Source organism: Pelagicoccus sp. SDUM812005, from assembly GCF_031127875.1.
Classification (GTDB): Bacteria; Verrucomicrobiota; Verrucomicrobiia; order Opitutales; family Opitutaceae; genus Pelagicoccus.
In genome coordinates this window covers 173207-193852 of the sequence record NZ_JARXIA010000008.1, presented here as the reverse complement: position 1 = coordinate 193852, position 20646 = coordinate 173207, and the positions used below count along the sequence as shown (strand labels likewise).

16 protein-coding genes are annotated in these 20646 nt (G+C 57.3%); 7 read left to right on the top strand and 9 right to left on the bottom strand.

Going from position 1 to position 20646, the window contains the following annotated elements:
* Positions 1-6 precede the first annotated feature (6 nt).
* Both mnmE and recA read right to left on the bottom strand, forming a co-directional pair.
* Positions 7-1365 (bottom strand): tRNA uridine-5-carboxymethylaminomethyl(34) synthesis GTPase MnmE, encoded by a 1359-nt coding sequence (mnmE, locus tag QEH57_RS11575; RefSeq protein ID WP_309006893.1) that lies wholly within the window; start codon positions 1363-1365, stop codon positions 7-9.
* Between the two features lie 142 nt (positions 1366-1507).
* Positions 1508-2569, bottom strand: coding sequence for a recombinase RecA (gene recA, locus QEH57_RS11570; RefSeq protein ID WP_309006892.1), 1062 nt, complete (start codon positions 2567-2569; stop codon positions 1508-1510).
* A gap of 303 nt (positions 2570-2872) precedes the next feature.
* Between recA and QEH57_RS11565 the strand changes: the two genes are divergently transcribed.
* Entirely contained in the window at positions 2873-3214 is a 342-nt protein-coding gene (locus tag QEH57_RS11565) for a glutaredoxin (protein WP_309006891.1), read from the top strand.
* 107 nt (positions 3215-3321) lie between these two features.
* Positions 3322-7869 carry a glutamate synthase large subunit gene (gene gltB, locus QEH57_RS11560; RefSeq protein ID WP_309006890.1) on the top strand — a complete coding sequence of 1516 codons (4548 nt, stop codon included), beginning with the start codon at positions 3322-3324 and terminating at the stop codon, positions 7867-7869.
* Between the two features lie 37 nt (positions 7870-7906).
* Here gltB and QEH57_RS11555 read toward each other — a convergent pair whose 3' ends face one another.
* The gene (locus QEH57_RS11555) at positions 7907-9385 is read right to left on the bottom strand and encodes an excinuclease ABC subunit UvrC (protein WP_309006889.1); all 1479 of its coding nucleotides are present in this window, start codon (positions 9383-9385) and stop codon (positions 7907-7909) included.
* A 118-nt stretch (positions 9386-9503) separates the two neighbouring features.
* Here QEH57_RS11555 and QEH57_RS11550 point away from each other — a divergent pair, with 118 nt between their 5' ends.
* Positions 9504-10748 carry a competence/damage-inducible protein A gene (locus tag QEH57_RS11550; RefSeq protein ID WP_309006888.1) on the top strand — a complete coding sequence of 415 codons (1245 nt, stop codon included), beginning with the start codon at positions 9504-9506 and terminating at the stop codon, positions 10746-10748.
* A gap of 56 nt (positions 10749-10804) precedes the next feature.
* Entirely contained in the window at positions 10805-11818 is a 1014-nt protein-coding gene (gene moaA / locus QEH57_RS11545) for a GTP 3',8-cyclase MoaA (protein ID WP_309006887.1), read from the top strand.
* 30 nt (positions 11819-11848) lie between these two features.
* Here the strand turns inward: moaA and QEH57_RS11540 are convergent, their stop codons facing one another.
* The 5 genes from QEH57_RS11540 to QEH57_RS11520 form a co-directional block, all read right to left on the bottom strand.
* Positions 11849-12736, bottom strand: a complete 888-nt coding sequence (locus tag QEH57_RS11540) for a hypothetical protein (protein WP_309006886.1) — start codon at positions 12734-12736, stop codon at positions 11849-11851.
* A gap of 111 nt (positions 12737-12847) precedes the next feature.
* Positions 12848-13990 carry a DNA polymerase III subunit beta gene (gene dnaN, locus QEH57_RS11535; RefSeq protein WP_309006885.1) on the bottom strand — a complete coding sequence of 381 codons (1143 nt, stop codon included), beginning with the start codon at positions 13988-13990 and terminating at the stop codon, positions 12848-12850.
* 259 nt (positions 13991-14249) lie between these two features.
* Complete coding sequence (gene pssA, locus QEH57_RS11530; protein WP_309006884.1) at positions 14250-15119, bottom strand: CDP-diacylglycerol--serine O-phosphatidyltransferase; 870 nt, start codon at positions 15117-15119, stop codon at positions 14250-14252.
* 12 nt (positions 15120-15131) lie between these two features.
* Positions 15132-15482 (bottom strand): cytotoxic translational repressor of toxin-antitoxin stability system, encoded by a 351-nt coding sequence (locus QEH57_RS11525; protein WP_309006883.1) that lies wholly within the window; start codon positions 15480-15482, stop codon positions 15132-15134.
* Between the two features lie 120 nt (positions 15483-15602).
* The gene (locus QEH57_RS11520) at positions 15603-16325 is read right to left on the bottom strand and encodes a sugar isomerase domain-containing protein (RefSeq protein ID WP_309006881.1); all 723 of its coding nucleotides are present in this window, start codon (positions 16323-16325) and stop codon (positions 15603-15605) included.
* Positions 16326-16458: 133 nt separating this feature from the next.
* Between QEH57_RS11520 and tal the strand changes: the two genes are divergently transcribed.
* The 3 genes from tal to QEH57_RS11505 all read left to right on the top strand — a co-directional run bounded on the left by tal (position 16459) and on the right by QEH57_RS11505 (position 19309).
* Entirely contained in the window at positions 16459-17430 is a 972-nt protein-coding gene (tal, locus tag QEH57_RS11515) for a transaldolase (RefSeq protein ID WP_309006880.1), read from the top strand.
* A gap of 150 nt (positions 17431-17580) precedes the next feature.
* A complete protein-coding gene (locus QEH57_RS11510; RefSeq protein ID WP_309006879.1) occupies positions 17581-18435 on the top strand; it encodes a methylated-DNA--[protein]-cysteine S-methyltransferase in 855 nt (284 codons plus the stop codon).
* Positions 18422-19309, top strand: coding sequence for a DMT family transporter (locus QEH57_RS11505; RefSeq protein WP_309006878.1), 888 nt, complete (start codon positions 18422-18424; stop codon positions 19307-19309). The genes QEH57_RS11510 and QEH57_RS11505 overlap by 14 nt, the downstream gene beginning before the upstream one ends.
* 68 nt (positions 19310-19377) lie before the next feature.
* Here the strand turns inward: QEH57_RS11505 and QEH57_RS11500 are convergent, their stop codons facing one another.
* On the bottom strand, positions 19378-20586 hold the full coding sequence (locus tag QEH57_RS11500; RefSeq protein WP_309006877.1) for an FAD-dependent oxidoreductase: 1209 nt from the start codon (positions 20584-20586) through the stop codon (positions 19378-19380).
* Between the last annotated feature and the right edge of the window lie 60 nt (positions 20587-20646).

The following is a 20646-nucleotide window of genomic DNA, read 5'->3' as shown; positions in this document are numbered from 1 at the left end:
TCGGCTCTATTTGCCGATGCAGAAGCTGGAAAACAACACGTCCAGCATGTCTTCGGTATCGATCCTGCCCAAAACGCGTCCAATCGCCTCCACCGCGCCGCGAAGCTCGCTGGCTACGAACTCCGCCGGCTCTCCGGCCTCGAAGTTCCGAATAGCGGACTCCAGACAGTCGGCCAATTCCTTGAGGGCCGTGCTGTGTCGAGCATTCACCAAAATCAAATCGTCCTGATCTTGAGCAAGGTGGGCATCGATCATGGCAACCGCAGCCGCCTTCAAGTCCTCCAAGCCGGTGCCCGACAGAGCTGACAGCGAAACCTGAGTTAAGTCCGACAAGGGAGCGGGTAGGGGACGCATTTCTCCCAAATCCGACTTGTTTTGCACCACGATGCAGTTCTGTGCGTTGATATGCTTCGAAACTTCCTCGGGAAGCTCAGGGCAGGGGAGGGTACCGTCGATCACCAGCAAGAAAAGGTCGGCTTCCTCGGTCAGCTCCACTGTCTTGCGGATTCCTTCGCGCTCGATTCCGCTGGTCGCTTCACGCAGTCCTGCTGTATCCATTAATTGGAGACAGTGCCCATCAAGCATCACGCGCTCCCGTATGAAGTCCCGCGTAGTGCCCGGCTCGTCGCTCACGATCGCCCGCTCGAAGCCGAGCAAGCAATTGAGCAGGGAGCTCTTGCCCGCGTTCGGCTCGCCGAGGATCAGGGTCTTGACCCCGTCACGCAAAAAGGCCGCGTACTTTCCGCTGTCGATGATGCGGCTGCAAAAGCCCAGCACCGAGCGGATGGCCTCGATCTCCGCCTTTTTCTGCTCGGGTGGAAGGTCTTCGTCGGGAAAGTCTATATAAGCTTCGATCGTCGCAACCGTTGCGAGCAGACGCATTTTCAGCTGATCGAGCTGGCGGCCGAAATTTCCACGTAACTGATTGTTAGCCACACGGATAGCTCGGTCGCTGCGTGCTTGGATCAGTTCCATAACCGCTTCGGCCTGGGTCAGGTCCATGCGGCCATTGAGGAAAGCGCGACGCGTGAATTCGCCGGGTTCCGACTGGCGACAGCCCCGGGCCAGCAAATCCTCCAGCAAGCGGGTCGCGATCAGGGGATTGCCGTGACAGCTGATTTCCAACACGTCTTCGCCAGTGTACGACTTGGGACCGCGAAAGAGGATATAGACCACGTCGTCCAAAAGCTCTCCCGCGACGTCGCGAAAGCCGCCATGGCAGGCCCGGCGCGGGGCAGGGGACTTCGCGAGGGAAAAAGCTTCCCTCGCAATCGTTTCGCACAAAGGCCCCGTCACGCGTATCAACGCAATTGCCGATTCGCCGCTAGGCGTAGCTAGAGCTGTTATTGTATCCGTATTTTCCATACACTAACTTCTTAAGTCCCGTTCCGAGGCGCCAGCGAGAGGGCTACCCCTTCGATTGATCCCGTTACCCATCCAACAAAAAGGCCGCTTTGACAAGCGGCCTTTGAGAAAGAAAAGAACGACGTCCTCGCGGGAGGCAAGCCTACTTGCTTGCCGATTCCTCGAGTTGCTTCTTCTCCAGCAGGTCTGGATTTACCGTCTCGAGAATCTTCACCGAGATCTCCTCGAACACCTCCGGGTTTTCGGAAAGGAAAGTCTTGGCAGCTTCGCGGCCTTGGCCGATGAGATCGCCGTTGTAGGAGATCCAAGCTCCCTTCTTTTCCAGCACCTTGTGCTCGATGCCTAAGTCCACGATCGATCCGGTGCGGGAGATGCCTTCGTTGTACATGATGTCGAACTCCGCTTCGGTGAACGGGGCCGCAACCTTGTTCTTCACGAACTTGATGCGTGTCCGGTTTCCCGTCACCACGCCAGAGTTGTCCTTGATTTGCCCGATTCGGCGAATGTCCATGCGAACGGAAGCGAAGAACTTGAGGGCGCGACCGCCAGGAGTCGTCTCGGGGCTGCCGAACATGACACCGATCTTTTCACGGATCTGGTTGGTAAACAGGCAGATGCACTTGGTCTTGCTTACTATACCGGTCAAGCGACGCATCGCCTGGCTCATCAAGCGAGCTTGCGAGCCCACCGTCGCGTCTCCCATCTGGCCATCGAGCTCGTTCTTGGAAACGAGAGCTGCCACCGAGTCGATCACGATCACGTCGATCGCGTTGGAACGGATCAAGGTCTCGGTGATGTTGAGAGCGTCTTCGCCGGAGTCCGGCTGCGAAACCAAAAGGTCGTCCACCTTGACGCCGAGCTTGCGAGCGTACTTCGGGTCGAGGGCATGTTCCACGTCGATGAAGGCCGCCAAGCCGCCCTTGCGCTGGGCTTCCGCGATCAGGCTCAAACACATGGTCGTCTTACCCGAAGATTCCGGACCGTAGATTTCGCAAATGCGGCCGCGCGGCAAACCGCCGACCCCAAGGGCCAAGTCGATCGAGATGGAACCCGTGGAGATCACGTCCACGTCCAGCTTCGAGCCGCTGCCCAGTCGCATGATCGATCCCTCGCCGAACTGCTTGGTGATCGCCGAGATAGCGAGTTCGACGTTCTTTTCGCGATCGTCAGAAGAAGGGAGGGGGTTGGTTTTGCCTTTAGCCATGTGTTTTTTCCAAAAGTGTTAGGGTTTACGTTGTGTTTGAGCCAAATCTGCTTTCGCCCCACTAGGCTGGCAAGATTCGAGTGATAATCTGCCGCCTATAATAACGGCTGCGCTAAGACATTCCCTGTCCTACCCCTAGGAAAAGCGTTAAATTTCACAAACCTGCGGCGCCGGCCGACGCACTTGTGAGATTTGAATTGTTCTTGCAGAAAAACGGGAGCCCGCTTGAAAGTGCAGCTTCGTCGCATACATTCGCAGTGCACGGCGCGAATATTGCAGAACAACCTACACCAAACTGACGTCATGAAGATCAAAGCTTACCTGAAACCAACTTGCGGCTGGAGCATGGGCGTACGCGCCATCATGGAAAAGCACCAGCTCGAGTACGAAGACATCGACATCATCAACAACCCCGACAACTACGCCGAAATGGTCGCGAAGTCCGGTCAGCCGCTTTCTCCCTGCGTCGAAATCGACGGAGTCATGCTCGCCGACGTCTCCGGCGAGGAAGTGGAGCAGTACATGCTCGCCAACAATCTCGTAAAGGCAACCGACGCGGAGGCAGCAGCCCCGACGGATCGAGGCTGCACGGACGAGGAGCACGAAAAGATGCGCTCCGCCTCCAAGCCCATCCGTTTCTTCTAAGCTCGCCAGCGAGCGCGCGCTACGAACGAACCAAGGGCCGGAGACTAAACTTCCGGCCTTTTTTTGCCTCATAGATTCCACTCAACGAGCCCCCACATTTTTTCACCATGGACCAGATTCAAGCTTCTCCGCTTCTTTACAAAAAGGACTATGAACATGACGCTTGCGGCGTCGGCCTCCTCGCCAACATCAATGGCGAACGCTCCCACGAGCTGCTGCAAAAGTCGCTGCAAGCCCTCAAGAACCTGGCCCACCGCGGCGCCGTCGACGCCGATGCCATCACCGGCGACGGGGCCGGCATCCTCACCCAGATTCCCCACCAGCTCTTTCGCGACTTCCTCGAAGACCAAGGGAAAAAGCTCTTCAACGACGAAGACCTCGGCGTCGGCGTCATCTTCCTCCCCCGCAACGACGACTACGCCCAAGCCCACGGGCGCAAGATCATTGAGACCGCCGTCGAAGCGGAAGGCCTCAGCCTGTTGGCTTGGCGCTACATCCCAGTCGATCCCAATAGCCTCGGACGCAAGGCCGACCGCACCCAACCCCACATGGTGCAGGCCCTCATTGCCAAGACCGGCGAACTGAGCGTCGAAGAGTACGAGCGCAAGCTCTTCCTCGCTCGCAAGACCGCAGAGCGCGAAGCAGAGAAGGCCCAGCTGCAAGACTTCTACATCTGCAGCTTCTCGTGCCGCACTATTATATACAAGGGCATGCTCAATTCTCCGCAGGTCCGCAAATACTTCCCCGACCTGCGCGATCCCAGCTACACGACGAACTTCGTCATCTTCCACCAGCGTTACTCCACCAACACCTTCCCCCAGTGGCACCTCGCCCAACCGTTCCGCATGATGGCGCACAACGGCGAGATCAATACCATCCGCGGCAACCGCAACCTCATGCGGGCCCGCGAGAACTCGAACGTGCACGGCATCTGGGGCGAACGCTTCTCCGACCTGCGGCCCATGCTCCAGCCGGACATGTCCGACTCGGCCAGTTTCGACAACACCCTCGAGCTTCTCACCCTCGGTGGACGCTCCGCTCTCGAAGCCGTCACCATGATGATGCCGCCCGCCTGGGAAAACAATGCCCTGCTCGACGACACCCTGCGCGGATTCCACGAATACCACGCCTGCATGCTCGAGCCTTGGGACGGGCCCGCCGCCATCGCCTTCACCGACGGTCGCTACGTCGCCGCCTCCCTAGATCGCAACGGACTGCGTCCCGCCCGCTACAAGATCTACGAAGACGGCACCTTCATGCTCGCTTCCGAACTCGGACTCATCGACGAGACCGATATGAAAACGGTCCGCACCGGACGACTCGGCCCCGGCAAGATGCTCGCCATCGACATGCTGGAACATCGCTTCCTCGACGACGATGAAATCAAAGCTCAGATCGGCAGCGACGAACGTTTCCACAAGTGGTGCGGCGAACACCTCGTCGACATTCAGGATCACTCCGCCGACTCGCAGGGTAGCATCTCGAAATCCGAAGACGAGGATATCCACCGCCAACTGGCATTCGGGTATGAGAAAGATGAATACGATATCATCTTCAAGCCAATGGCCGAATCCGCCATGGAAGCGATCGGATCCATGGGCGACGACACTCCGCTCGCATTCCTATCGCGCAAGCCACGTCTGCTCTACACCTACTTCCGCCAGCTCTTCGCTCAGGTTACCAATCCGCCCATCGACTCCATTCGCGAGCGATCCGTCATGTCGCTCAACATGTTCCTCGGCGGCCGACTTGGCTTGTTCGAAGATCTCCCGCAATCCGCCGGTTTCGTTAAGACCAACAGCCCCGTTCTCTTCAACAACGAGCTCAACGCGCTCTTCGACGTCAAGTTCCTCAAGGACCGAGTCGTTCGCCTCGACGCGACCTACAACGTTTCCCTTGGCACCGCAGGACTCGAAACGGCCATTAAGGATCTCATCTCGCGGGCCCAGGATGCCGTCGAAAGCAACGCCGCCAAACTCATAATCCTATCGGATAGAAACGTATCCAAAAACCGGATCGCCATCCCGATGCTCCTAGCAATCGGAGCCGTCCACCAGCATCTGGTAAAAACCGGATACCGGATGAAATGCGATCTCGTTGCCGAGACCGGCGAAGCGCGCGACGTGCACCAAATCGCCTGCTTGCTCGGTTTCGGAGCCAACGCAGTCAACCCCTACATCGCCCTCGCGATCATGACGAACTTCGCCGAACGCGGCGAAATCGAGGGAGTCGACGCAAAGACCGCAGCCAACAACTATCGCACCGCCATCGACAAAGGCTTGCTCAAGATCATGGGCAAGATGGGCATCAGCACGCTCTTCTCCTATTGCCGCGCCCAGATGTTCGAGGCGATCGGCATCTCGCAGGAAGTCATTGACGACTGCTTTGTCGGGACGCCCAGTCCCATTGGCGGTATCGGCTACGAGCTCATCGCTCAAGAAGCCCACGACCGACACAAACGCGCCTATGATCCAGAGCTCACCGCCGAACTGGAAAGCGCCGGCTACTACAAAGTCATCCGCAACGGCGGCGAATTTCACGGTTGGAATCCTAAGGTGGTCGGAGGCATGCATCGCTTCCTCAAGACGCGTAAGAAGGAAGACTACGACAACTATCGCCAGCAATCGGACGAGCACCAACCTTACGCCATCAAAGATCTACTCCGGATCAAGTATCCAGATTCTGGAGTCGATATCAGCCAAGTAGAAGAAGTTGAGGATATCCGTCGACGCTTCTGCACCGCTGGCATGTCGCTCGGCGCGCTTTCGCCCGAGTGCCACGAAACTCTTGCCATCGCCATGAACCGTATCGGCGGCAAGTCCAATTCAGGGGAGGGCGGCGAAGAGCCGCGGCGCTACTCGCTGCTCGAAAACGGCGACAACGCATCCTCCGCCATCAAGCAAGTTGCCTCGGGCCGTTTCGGGGTCACCGCCGAATACCTCGCTTCCGCCAAGGAAATCGAAATCAAGATTGCCCAGGGCGCCAAGCCGGGCGAGGGCGGCCAGCTTCCCGGTCACAAGGTTTCGCCCCTCATCGCCAAGCTTCGCTTCAGCGTTCCCGGAGTCACGCTCATCTCTCCTCCGCCGCACCACGATATCTACTCCATCGAGGATTTGGCTCAGCTCATCTTCGACCTCAAGGAAGTAAACCCGAGAGCCAAGGTCTGCGTAAAGCTGGTTTCCAGCTCCGGAGTCGGAACCGTAGCCGCAGGCGTGGCCAAAGCCTACGCCGACGTCATCCTCGTTTCCGGACACGACGGCGGTACCGCAGCATCGCCGCTTTCCTCCGTTAAGCACGCAGGATCCTCCTGGGAAATCGGCATCGCCGAAACCCATCAAGTCCTGATGATGAACGGACTGCGCAACCGCGTCACGCTCCGCACGGACGGAGGCATGAAAACCGGCCGCGACATCATCATCGCTGCCATCCTAGGAGCGGAAGAGTTCAACTTCGGAACCTCCGCCATGATCGCCGCCAGCTGCGCCATGTTCCGTGTTTGCCATTTGAATACATGTCCAGTTGGCGTCGCCACTCAACGCGACGACCTGCGAGCGAAATACAAGGGCACCGCCGAAAACGTGATCAACTTCTTCAACGCGGTGGCCGAAGACGTGCGCTACTACTTGGCCAAGCTCGGCGTACGCAAGCTCGACCACCTCGTAGGGCGTACCGAGTTCCTCGAACAGATCGACGATCCGGAGAATCCCAAGACCGCGACCGTAAACCTCAGCGGGCTCCTGCACGATCCAGACCCCAGCGGCGAAGCGCCACGCATCCACACGCGTCCACGCAACGAACGCCTTGGCTTCGACGGCAGCTTGGACAACACCATTATCCAGGAATCCCACGACGTCGTAGTCGGACGAGCAGCCTCCTTTAGCGGCAAGTATCGAGTCGGAAACACCGACCGTTGCTTAGGCACCAAACTATCCGGAGAAGTGGCCTACGTCCGCGGCAGCAACCACCTGCCGCCCGGCTCCATCGATCTCGTCTTCAAGGGAACCGCTGGCCAAAGCTTCTGCACCTTGCTCACCCATGGCATCAAGGTCACGCTTCTCGGCGAGGCCAACGACTACGTCGGCAAAGTGATGAGCGGCGGCGAGATCATTATCCGGCCTGGCGAAGAACAAACCTACGACTGGACCCAAAACACCTTGCTCGGAAACACCTGCCTCTACGGCGCCACCGGCGGAAACCTGTTCGCGGCCGGCTTGGCTGGAGAGCGTTTCGGAGTAAGAAACTCCGGCGCCATTGCGGTCGTCGAAGGGGTCGGGGACCATGCTTGCGAGTACATGACCGGCGGCCTTGTGGTCTGTCTTGGAAAAACGGGTACAAACTTCGGAGCGGGTATGAGCGGTGGACTAGCCTTCGTCTACGACGCGGACAACACCTTCAAAAACTACTACAATCCGGCCATGATAGACATCGAGCGCCTCGGCGACAGCGGTGAAATCGATGCCCTCAAGAAAGTCGTAGAAGCTCACCTCGAAAACACGCAAAGCCCGCACGCCAAGACTCTCCTGGACGATTGGCAGAAAACCATCAGCAAATTCTGGAAGGTGGTCCCCAAGCCCTCCACTCCAGATACGCCCAAGAACGTTCTGAAGCTCGAAGAGCTCTCGATACCTACGCTCAACCAAGCCAGTATTCAATAATTAAACACAAAGCCTCTCCCTCAAAGGAGAGGCTTTTTTACTTCTTGTAATGTTCGTCGAGGAAGGCTTTCAGGCGAGTCGCCGTTTCCAAGCCGATTCCATCCACTGAACGCAACTCGGTTAAGGAGGCCGACTTCAGGCGATCGATGCTCCCAAATTCGTCGAGCAAGGCATTCTTCTTTTTAGGACCCAAACCGCTGAAGTCGTCCAGTATGCTTTCTCGGATACGTTTGCTCCTTAAGTCCGCATTGAAGGTATTAGCGAAGCGGTGAGCCTCGTCGCGGCACCGTTGCAACAACTGTAAGCCCGCATGCTTCAAGGGCAAACGCAGGGGAGGGCGTTCGTCGGGGAAGATAATCGTCTCGTGCTTCTTCGCCAATCCGATTACTTCCGGCGGTTCCAGATCCTGCAATAAGAACGACTTGATGGCTGCCCCGACTTGCCCCATGCCCCCGTCTATCACGACCAGGTCGGGAAACGGCTTACCCTCCTTATGCAAACGACGATAGCGTCGACCAACAACTTCCTCCATCGAGCGAAAGTCATCGTTCCCTTCGAAGCTCTTTATCTTGAAGCGACGGTAGCCAGCCTTGTTCGGCTTCCCACCGACAAACTGTACCATGGAAGCAACTACAAAGGTTCCGGAAATGTGGGAGATATCGAAACACTCGATCGTCTGCGGCGGCTTCGTCATCGAAAGTTCCTTTTGCAGCAAGGACAAGGTTTCGGTTTCCGTTTCCCTTGCCGGTAGATCCCGTTCGAACTTGCGCGTTTTCTTAAGGGACGCTTCCAGAGCGAATACGATGTCGCGCAAAGCAGCCGCCTTCTCGTAGTTTCGCTCCGCGGCTTCCTTAGCCATCTCGATTTTCAGCTCGTCGAGCCATTCGCGCGATTTGCCTTGGAGAAACTCGCAGGCCTCCTCTACACGCTCCTGGTACTCTTCCACTGTGACCAGATTTTCATGACCGTAGATCTCCGAACGAACATCGTCGTACAAGCGAAAGCTCCCGTCGTCCTGGCGCTTCGGAGCGGCGTCGCCTAGCAGGATTCCGAAACGACGCCTCATTTCCGTAAGGGTCTTGCGAATGTGGTTCGCGTGCACGAAAGGTCCGAAGTAACGGGCCCCGTCTTCTTTCTTGAAACGGGCGAGGGCGAAGCGCGGCAATTCCCGAGTCACGTCGACCCGAACCAGCAGGAAGCGCTTGTCGTCGACGAAGTCAGTGTTGTACTTCGGCTTCCACTTCTTGATGAGCTTTCCTTCCAAAAGCAGCGCCTCTGGTTCCGACTTCACCTCGATGTACTCAAAATCGCGAATCATCTGCACCAGAGCCCGGATCTTAGGCTGGTGGGTAAACTTCTTGGAAGCCTGGAAGTAGGAGGACACCCGCTTCTTCAAGTTCTTCGCTTTGCCCACGTAGATGACCGAGCCCAAACGGTCTTTCATCAGGTAGACTCCTGGTTTATCCGGCAGGCGACGGACCTTCTCTTTTAAGTCACTGGAATTCGGGTCGGGCATTTTTGTTTGATCCAAGGGAAACTCGCGCGAGTTTCGCTACAGTCATAAAAGTAGCCGAAGTCGCAAGACTTTCGCACCGGACGCCAATCCGATGCGCCATTCAAACGTTGAAGCACAGATGCCAAGCAAACCAAAGATCATCCTCCTCACCCTAGGCGAAGAGCTCCTCCTCGGGCTCACTCCCAACGGGCACCTCACCTACATTGGCGACCAACTCAGGCAAGTGGGCACTCCCTTGCACGCGAACGTGACTATCTCAGACGCACCAGAGGACATCGAAAGCTACTTCGTGGACTACTGGACGAAGGCGGATGTTCTTATCACCACCGGAGGGCTGGGGCCGACCGTTGACGACCGCACCAAGGAAGTGATCGGTGAATGCTTGGGCGAGAAGCTCGTCTACGACCCCACTGTGATGCAAGCCATCGAGGATCGATTCAAGGCGCTCGGCCTCCCCTTGAACGAGAACAACCGCAAGCAAGCCTTCCACTTCGAGAATGCGGAGGTCCTCCACAATCCCAACGGTACAGCGCCTGGTCTCTGGCTAGAGAAAAACGGCAAGCTACTCGTCATGCTTCCCGGTCCGCCGCATGAACTGCAGCCTATGTTCAAGGATCAGGTCCTTCCACGCCTGCAAGAAAAAGGCCTCGTTCAAGATAGCGAAAACTATATCCAAATTCGCACTACAGGAATCGGGGAATCGAATCTGGAAACCTTGCTGCAACCAATCGCCCAGCGCGAGGATGGCCTGGAGCTCGCGTACTGCGCCCACCCCGGCATGGTAGACTTTCGCATGAGCTTTCCCAACCAGGTCAACCCCTACGACCGGCTCGCCGAACTGGCGGAGGAATGCAAAGAACTGTTGGGCGAGAACTTCCTCACTATCGGAAACGACACGCTTGTCGATATCGTATCCAAGATTCTACGACGCAAGAAGCTTAGACTCGCGATCGTGGAAAGCTGCACGGGCGGATTCATTTCCAACGAAATCACAAACATCCCCGGATCCTCGGAGTATTTCGTAGGTGGCTTGGCGACCTACAGCTCGGGTGCGAAGGAAGATCTGATTAGCGTCCCCGTAGAACTGATACAACAGCATACAGCCGTGAGCGAGGAAGTAGCGATCGCCATGGCTACCGGAGTCGCGGAACGGCTCGAGTCCGATTACGCGATTAGCGTTACCGGATATATCGGACCGGGCGGCGGAACGGAGAAGGATCCGGTCGGTACAGTCTACATCGGTCTGCATTCCCCAGTCGGAGCCTACGCCCAGCGGTTTAGCTTTCGCGGTCCACGCGTCGCCCAAAAGCGACGCGCCTTCAACGCAGCCATGGACATACTCCGCCGAGAGCTAATGAAATAGGGTAGGTTCTTTTCATATTTACCTATTCAAAGCCTTACTCCTTACTTGCCTGAAGGATGAAAAGCGTAGCGGACAAACTAAATCGCCCTTTGCGAGACCTGAGGATCTCGGTCACGGATCAGTGCAATTTTCGTTGTTCCTACTGCATGCCCAAGGAAATCTTCGGCCCCGACTACGCATTTCTCCCCAAGCATGCGGTGCTCAGCAACGAGGAAATCGTGTTCGCCGCCAAGAGCTTCGCTCAGCTGGGCGTGCAAAAGATCCGGCTAACGGGAGGCGAACCTCTGCTGCGCCCCGATCTCACCGCCCTCATTTCCGATCTGAAATCGAGTACGGGCATCGAAGACATTTCGCTTACCACCAATGCTTCCCTCTTGCCTCGCTATGCCCAAAAGCTAAAGGATGCCGGCCTCAAGCGAATCAACATCAGTCTCGACAGTTTGGATACAGAACGGTTCTCCATCATGAGCGGCGGGCGTTCTTCGCCCGAAGCCGTGCTTCGCGGAATCGACGCCGCAGAGAATGCGGGCTTGCCCACCAAAGTAAACATGGTGGCGAAGCTAGGGGTGAACGACATCGATATCCTTCCCATGGTTTCCTACTTTCGCGAGCGTCGCATTACGCTGCGCTTTATTGAGTTTATGGACGTTGGGGAGACCAATGCTTGGAAGATGGACCAAGTCGTTTCGGCCAAGCAAATATTGGAAACGATCGCTCAACGCTACGAGTTTGAAGCGGTCGACCCGAGCTACCGCGGGGAAGTTGCGTCGCGTTACCGTTTCAAGGACACCGGCAGCGAGTTCGGTATCATCACTTCCATTACAAATCCATTCTGTGGAGACTGCAACCGAGCTCGCCTCTCCGCCGAGGGCAAGCTCTACACGTGCCTTTTCGCCAGCGCTGGCACGGACTTGAAGCAGCACATTCGAGCCGGAGTAAGCCAAGAAGAATTCACCCGTATCGTATCCAAACTTTGGATCGGACGCGACGACCAGTATTCAGAAGACCGCAGCAAAGGGCGTCCCCTCAAGAGCGACAAGAAGGTCGAGATGTCCTATATCGGCGGTTGAAGCGCTAGCGCGGAATCCGCGCCGCGGGGCTTAGACCATGGAGATGCCGAAGTAGTTGAGCAGCCAGACCTCTTTCCAAACCCGGTAGCGTCCTTCCCATGTGATGCGGCCGTGCTCCTCTTGGTACTGCGGCTCGAAAAGGAAGCCCTGCTTGAGATTGATCTGCTCGAGCTCGCGTTGCTGCTGGTTCAGGTCGTCGATAGGGTCGATTTCGTACTCGGCGAGCTCCGCCTTGGAAATGCGCTTCTGGTGCAGCTTGTAGAGCTTGGCCGCGTCTCGGGTCCAAGGCTTGCGCACGATCTGCCACTTGTCCGGATAGAACCCGCCATAGGGCATGTAGAGGTTGTCGGTGACGAAGCGCTCGCCGGCCTTCGTTTCGGAAGCGAAGGAAAAGCAGAAGCCAATGTCTCCGTTGTGCTGGGGAACGAAGAGGATCTGGAAACGGGTCTTGTTGTCTTCGCTCTGGAAAACGGTGGAGCGGATATTGATGCCGTGGCCGACGTCCGCCAGCAGGGCCTTGGAGCGAACGAAGCCTTTGCTTTTCAGCCAGTCCTTGATCTCGATGAGCTTCTTCTGGGCCGGCCATTCTTCGCCGGTGGTGTTCTCCGAAAAGCGTGGGAAGAGCGAGATGGTGCTCTTGCTCAGGGCGCTGATGGCCAGCCAGGTATAGACGGTTTCGACCAGTAGCCAGCCAAGGAAGAAGATGGCGCCAATCACCCAAAAGGGCCGGTTGAGCCAACCGGCATCGAACACCAGAAAGGCCGCTCCGAAGGAAACGCCGAACCAGCGAGCCCAGCGGTTGAGCACCGAAACCTTGAGGGAGTTCACTCGCGTATTCAGCAGGCCGAGCAAAATAGAAAGCCCTACGCAGGTGTAGACGAAGATCTCGGCAAGAGGGGATAAGCTGTGTTCCGGCATGGTTACGAACGAGTTGGGGCACGTAGTAGAAGCGGGATGCCTATGGGCACAAACAAAAAAAGGCCCACCCGCTGGGGATGAGCCTTTTCGCTAAATTCGTGTCGTTTCCTCTTAGGTCAAGCGGACCGGCATGATCACGCAGAGGAAGCTTTCCAGGGTCTTGAAGACGCCAGGGCTGACCTCGTCCTTCAGCTCGAAGAAGAGCTCGTCCTTGGTCAAGGCCTTCAGCGGATCCATGAGGAACTGCGGGTTGAAGGCGACTTGCAGGTCGGGGCCGCTGTAGTCGATGGCCAGGGACTCGTGAGACTCGCCGAAGTCCGGGCTGGAGGCGGAGAGCTCCATGAGGTTGTTGGAGATCTGGATCTTGACCTGGTTGGACTTGTCGGTGGTGACGAGAGCGGCGCGGTGGATGGACTGGAGGAAAAGCTCGCGCTCGACCTTGATGCGCTGGTGGGTCTCCTTGGGAATAACCTGTTGATAGTTCGGGTAGTTGCCTTCCACCACCTTGGAGACGAGGTGGATGTCGCCCACGAATCCGTTGGAGTCGTCCTTGGTGTGGATCTGGAAAGCGACGCGGCGGTCGTTGAAAGCGATCTTGAGGTTCTCGCCCTTGTCGAGGAGGCGGACGAGCTCGGATACCGTCTTGGCGGGCAGGATGAGGCTGCCGGACATGCCTTCGCCGACTTCCATCTCGTGGTCGGTCTTGGCGAGGCGACGGCCATCGGTGGCAACCAGGCTGAGGCGACCGGAGGCGCCTTCTTCCGGCTCGAGGAAATTGAAGAATACACCGTTGAGCATGTAGCGGGTTTCGTCGCTGGACTGAGCGTAGGACACGCTCTTGATCATGCCGGCCAAGGTGCTCTGCTCGATGGTGAAGGAACGGTCGTCGCTGAATTCCGGCAGGGCTGGGAATTCGTCGCGGCTGATGCCCATGATCTTGAAGTTCGATCCGCCAGAGGCAATTTTGACCTGATTGTTGGGGGAGGCCTTCACGCTTACGTCGCTGTTAGGCAACTCCTTAACGATGGTGGCGAGGCGCTTGACGGGGAGGGTTACCGCACCTTCCTCCTCGACGGTTGCCTTGATGCGAGCGCAGATGCCGAGGTCGAGGTTGGTGGTGGTGAGGGAAATCGTGTCGCCTTCAGCTTCGATGAGCACGTTGCTCAGGATGGGCATGGTTGCCTTGGATCCAACGACGTTGAGGACTTGCTGGAGGCCGTTGCTGAAATGGTCACGGTGGATTTTGAACTTCATTGGGGAGGAGTTAGCTAGTTTTTGGAGTTTCTGACAATTCCAATGGATAGTTAGTTAATTAATTAAATAAATCATTAGTATTCTTATAGGCTGTGAATATCGGCCATAAGACACTTAAACGCTTGGAAACTAAGGAGTAAGGGCTGTTCGAAAATGTTCAAGCCTACTGGGATAGATTGTTTCCAGAAAAGGACATGTTAAAAAAAAACGAATATCTCCAGCTTATTGGTCGGTTTTGCCCAAGTTGTTAGCAAAGGATTTACACCCGTTTGGCGGCCTTGGATTTGCGTCCAGCCGCCCGTCTCAAGCGCAAAACATGGCGCCCGATCCCGTAGAAGAGGTAGCTGAAGAAGATGACCACCAGGGCGTATTCGCGGGAGAAGTAGATGAGGCCGATGACCACTAGAACCGCCACGAAGGAGGTGAACTTGATCTGGGTGTTCCAGTCGATCTTCTTGAAGGAGGGGTAGCGCACGTTGCTGATCATCAGCACCGAGATGAGCAGCATGAGCACCGGGAGGCCTAGGGCGTAGTCGCGCAGGGCGTCGTGCTTGGTCATGACCAGGACGATGGTGGCGATCATGCCGGCGGCCGCCGGAACGGGCAGGCCTAGGAAGTCGCCCTCGGCTTCCTCGAGCTTGCGGGACTTGACCGCAGGGTGGGTGATGACGTTGAAGCGGGCCAGGCGCACTCCGGCGCAGAGCAGGTAGATAAAGGCCAGGAAGAAGCCGGCCTTGGTGAAGAACTCCTCGTTTTGCTCGGGATTGAGGATGAGGAAGAGCACCATGAGGGCGGGTGCCATGCCGAAGGTCACGATGTCGGCGATGGAATCGAACTCCTTGCCGAAGAGCGACTCGCGTCCGCCCAGCCGGGCCACGCGTCCGTCCAGCGAATCGCAAAGCATGCCGCCGAGGATGAAGAGCACGGCTTGGCGGAAGAGGGCGTCGGGGTTGCCGGTATCGTCGCCGGCCATCATGCCGTAGCGGGCTTGGATACAATTTTTGATGGCAAGGAAGCCGAAGAATAGATTACCCGCGGTGAAAAGGTTGGGGAGCAGGTAGATCTTGGAGGCTTGGGAGGCGTCTAGTTTGACGATTTCCTTGGGTTCGAGTTCAGGCTCTTCGTCCAAAAGGTGCTGGGATTAGTGTTTAAGGGTATCGAGGTATTTCCAGAAGGAGGAGTGCTGTTCGGCGAGCTGCTCCTCGGAAATGGGAAGCTTGGTCCGGTAGATGAAGTCGGTAAGCGTATTTTTGTGCAGGATACAGATGGTCTTCAAGGAGCCGCCCTCCCGCTGGAAGTAGATGCGGTGCTCGCCCGAGCGCAGCCGGTAGGTGGTCTTGCCTTGGCGCTTGAAGGAACCGAGCGGCTCTTCCGGATGGTTGAGCTGGTACTCGGTCAAGTTGCTGAGCGGATCGATCACGGCGAGTTGCTTCATGGTTGGAAGCTTTTCCAACTCCTTGAGAGCCTGATCGCTGAAAGTTACCTGAAACATGCTAGTGGTTTGCCGGAGGTTTGCCTGTAGGATTCAGCAGATAGAAGCTGAAACGCAATGCTCAATAGACGCGGATTGCGTCGGTTCACGTAAATGAATCAATCGGAAAGCTTCGGTCTGTCAAAGCGGCTTGCTCAGCCGTCCCTTGTAGCTGCGGGCGAGCTCCCGGTTGGCTTCCATGGCCCCGTCCGTATTTTGGCTGCGCAGGAGCGGGGCCGGCACGCCGAGCTTGTTGAGTTCGTCTAGGATTTCCATCTGCAGGAGATTAATCAGCAGGGCGCCTGCCAAGGTGGAGGTGGGCCCGGCGAACTTCCCTTTTTCGTGCAGCTCCACCAGGGCGTCCCCGAAACTGCCGCAGTTGTCGAAGACGAAGTCCGCGATCTCGTGCAGCATTTTGCCGCCGGAGTGGGTGGTTTGCACCTTTTGGGCCATGCCGACGGAGGTGAGGGCGATGACCTTGAGCCCCTTTTCCTTGGCGTACTCGGCCACCTCGATGGGCGAGCAGTTCTTTCCGGAGTTGGAGATCACGATGATGAACTCGCCTTCCCGCAGTCCGTGGTTGCGGTCGTAGCGGGCCGCCAGCTCGCGTCCGTAGCCTTCCAGGTTTTCGATGAAACCGCCGGTCATGTCCAAGATGGCGCTCACGCAGACCAGTCCTCCGGCCCGGCCTACCATCTCGCGGCCAATGATTTCCGAGTGTCCGCTTCCGAAGGTATGGATCACCCCGCCGTCCGCGATGGACTTGGCGATCAAGGGAGCGAGACGTTCGATTTCGGCTTGGTTTTGCAGGTACACGCGCTCGAGCAGGACCTGCGTTGACTTAAAATAGTTCTCTTTGAGCATGAATGAAATTCGTCTGTGCCGCACAATGTTGCGAAACCTTAAAGAAACAAGGGCATTTGCGGTGGACCTCGTTCTGATTAATTGTTCCTAATACGAGTAAGAACACATCACCTAACTCCTAACTAAATCTATTATGTCTGACGTATTAACTGTAAACCAACTGGAACAGCTCAAGAAGTTCACCGTAGTCGTAGCCGACACCGGTGACTTCCAAACCATGAAGGAGTTCGAGCCTCGCGACGCGACCACGAATCCTACCCTCATCCTCAAGGCAGCGGAAAAGCCCGAGTACGCGGAACTCGTCGACAAGGCAGTCGCCGCTAAGAAGGATTCCGGCCTTTCCGGAAACGCTCTGGTGGAAGCGATCATCGACGAGCTTTTGGTACTGTTCGGTATCGAGATTTTGAATATCGTCCCGGGTCGTGTCTCCACCGAAGTGGACGCTCGCCTCTCCTTCGACACCGCCGGCACGATCGCCAAGGCGAAGGACATCATCAACCTCTACGAGGCAAAGGGAATTTCCCGCGACCGCATCCTCATCAAGATCGCTTCCACTTGGGAAGGCATCAACGCGGCTGCGGAACTCGAAAAGGAAGGTATCCACTGTAACCTTACGCTTCTCTTCTCCATGGCCCAAGCGGTCCATTGCGCCGAGAGCGGCATCACCTTGATCTCCCCCTTCGTCGGCCGTATCATGGACTGGTACAAGGCCAAGGAAGGTCGCAGCTTCGAGCCAGCCGAAGATCCAGGCGTACTCTCCGTCCAGTCGATCTACGACTACTACAAGAAGTTTGGATACAAGACTGAAGTCATGGGCGCCAGCTTCCGTAACAAGGGCGAAATCCTCGAGCTCGCCGGTTGCGACCTGCTCACCATTTCTCCCAACCTGCTCGAAGAGCTGGCCAACTCCAACGACCCAGTAGAGGAAAAGCTCAGCGAATCCGCTTCCAAGGCCAAGGACATCGAGAAGATCGAGATGGACGAAAACACCTTCCGCTGGATGTTCAACGAAGACGCCATGGCTGTGGAAAAGACGGCCGAAGGCATCCGCAACTTCGCCAAGGACATCGTCAAGCTTGAGCAAATGATCGAAGGCAAGCTGTAGGCTTTCCCGAAAACGGATTTCTAAATGAAAAAGCGCGTTCCGCTAGGGACGCGCTTTTTTCATGCCAGCCATAGCCTTGAGTTTCGAAATATTATTTTCGCCGCAAGAATCGGGTGGGCGATTCGTTCGTGGAGTGCTAGGTTTTCGCCGATGTCCGACTACGAACGTATCGCCAAGCTGATTCGCTACCTTGACCAAAAGCAAGGGGAGCAGCCGAGCTTGCAGGAGTTGGCCGAGTTCATGGGCTTGAGTCGTCACCACTTGCACCGGCTTTTCGCGAGCTGGGCCTCGATCACGCCCAAGGATTTCCTGCAATGCCTGACCGCCGCCAAGGCCCGGGAGCTTTTGAGGCAAGGTAGGAGCGTTTTGGATACGTCGCTCGAGGTGGGCCTGTCGGGCCCGGGACGCTTGCACGATCTCTGCGTGAAGCTGGAGGGCGCGACCCCGGGCGAAATCAAGTCGGGCGGCGCCGGTTGGCTAATACGGATTGGTTTTGTGGAGACCCCGTTCGGGCGAGCTTGCGTGGCGGAGAGCGATCGGGGGATTTGCCATCTCTCCTTTCTCGAAGCCGAAGGCGATGAAGCTGTTGCCCAAGCAAAGGTGCTGGGCGATTGGCCCAGCGCCGCGCTGCGTCGCGACGATAAGCGGGCGAGGGAGTTGGCGGCGGCGATCTTCAAGGAAAAGGGCGCCGCGGCTTCGGGACAGCCCTTGAAGGCCATCGTGCGCGGCAGCGAATTCCAAGTCCGTGTATGGCAGGCCTTGGTACGGATTCCTTCCGGTTCATTGGTGAGTTACGGTCGCTTGGCGGAGGCGATCGGCCGGCCCGGGGCAAGCCGAGCAGTGGGAACGGCAGTGGGCAGCAACGACTTGGCCTACTTGATCCCTTGCCATCGGGTGATTCGCGAAACCGGAGTCATTGGAAACTATCGTTGGGGGCATGAGCGGAAATGCGCGATTATTGCTTGGGAGTCCGCTATGGGAGTAGTTAAGCATGCAGCCAGCTGACTTGTTGAGATTGTTTGGACTGTCGGCGGTTTGGGGAGCGTCCTTTCTCTTTATCAGGATAGCGGCTCCAGCCTTTGGGCCGATACCTTTGATGACGATCCGGGTGGTGACGGCCCTGCTGTGCTTCCTGCCGTTTTTTATGCGGCCACAGCTGAGGACTGGCTTGCGGAAGCATGGGCGACACTTGGGGGTGGTCGGCTTGCTGAGCACCGCGATTCCGTTTACGCTGATTGCCTTCGCGGCTTTGAGCTTGGAGGCAGGGTTTACGTCTTTGATCAATGCGACCACGCCACTTTTTGCCGCGCTTGTCGGGGCGGTATGGTTGGGGATTCCTTTGAAGCGTATTCAGATTTTGGGACTTTTTATCGGCGTATTGGGAGTTCTGATACTAGTTTGGGGAAAGTTGAGCTTCGGGGAAGGCGGCGCGGGATGGGCAATCGCCGCGGGGCTATTGGCTACCTTTTCCTACGGAATTTCGGTGCACTACGCGCGACGCTACTTGACCGATGTGCCTGCTTTGGTGACTTCAGCCGGCAGCATGGTGGGCGGATCCTTGGCCTTGCTCCCTTTGGGAATATGGCTGTGGCCTGAGGTGAACCCGAGCTTGTTGGAATGGGCTTGCGGACTGGCCCTCGGAATCTTCTGCACGGCTCTGGCTTATGCCATCTTCTTCGATGTGATCGGACGCATGGGAGCGACGAACGCTTCGACGGTGACCTTCATGGTACCCGGTTTCGCTATCCTGTGGGGAGCCTTGTTCCTCGGCGAAACCCTGACGCCGCGTATCGTGGCGGGCATGCTGGTGACCCTAGCCGGAACGGCGTTCACGGTGGGACTGGTGCCGCGGTTCGGAAGGCGGCCGAAGCCGGCTTGACGGAAGGAACAGGCAGGGTATTCGATGCTGAGAGTCTTTAAAAATGTATTTATATTGTGAATACGTGTTTAGATTTTAGCGATCTTTGATTGGGTCATGGAGCGGGCGATGGCGGCGACGGCATCGAAGCTTTGCTCGGGATCGACGTCCAGGTCGGTGGAATCGATGATGCCGTTTTGGTTGGAGCCGATGACGACTCCGTCGCGTCGCGGAATGACGTAGGCATCGTTGTTGGAAAAGCTGTAGTTGAGTTCGGGCTGCGGGATCAGCACCGTGAGCTGTCCGCGAACGGGGTGCATTTGGGTATCGCCGAAGAGGGTCTTGGAACCGAGGCCGGTGGCATTGACGATGACGGGCTCGGGGAGTTTCTTGAATTGGGCGGGACTTTGGAAGTCGCGGCTCTCGATGCGGCCGCCGAGACTGGTGAATTCGCGGAGCAGGGTTTGGTGGTAGGCGGAGATGTTGAAGATCATGCGTGAGCCTTTTTTCGCATAGGGCTCGCGGAAGGGGTTGGCGCTTTTGTCGAGGTCGACGAAGCGTGGGGTGAGGTCCTGCACGTGGTCGCGGAAGTGGCCGTACTCGGGCTGGGTGTCGTTGGGAACCTTTGGCCTTTCGGCGTCCCAGGGAGTGTTGGAAACGGCGTAGGAATCGACCCATTCGATGGGGGAGCCGGGCAGGCCGAGGAACGTTTGGTAGGACTTGAAGGAGTGGCGGCAGGTATCGTTCCACCAAGTGGCGAAGGCATCGGTGGCGTGCTGCTTCAGGCAAATGCGGGAGTCGGGCGACCAGACGCCGGTGGCTACGCTGGAAGTGATGTTCGGGTGACGGTCCTTAGCGTAGATGGTGACGCTCTTGCCGGCCCTTTGCAGGAGGATGGCAGAGGTGAGGCCGATGGCTCCGCAGCCTACCACCGCGAATGACTCCGCCCCGGTGCTGAGCGCTTCGTGGGTGACCTGGGCGCTGGTTCCCCAAGAGAGCGACCAGCCGGAGCCGCCGTGGCCGTAGTTGTGGAAGACGCTCTTGTCGCCGATCTTTTCGTGCCCGAGGTTTGGTCCGCTTTCGCGGAAGGGGCGCAGGCCAACGGTCTCCTTGACGATGCGGTCCTGGGAAGCCCGAACGAGCGGGATTTTTCCGTACTGCGGATAGCTGGTATGCGGTCGAGCGCTGCTGGGCGCTTCGGAAAGATCGGCTGCGTTGGCGAAGCGCCCGCTCACGCCGAGGCCGAGGCCCAAGCCGGCGAGGCGCAGGAATTCCCTGCGTTTATAGTTACTAGACATCTTGCTCGCGCTTGAGCAGAGCCTGCGCCACGGGTGGCACCTATACTGCTAGCAGCCGCG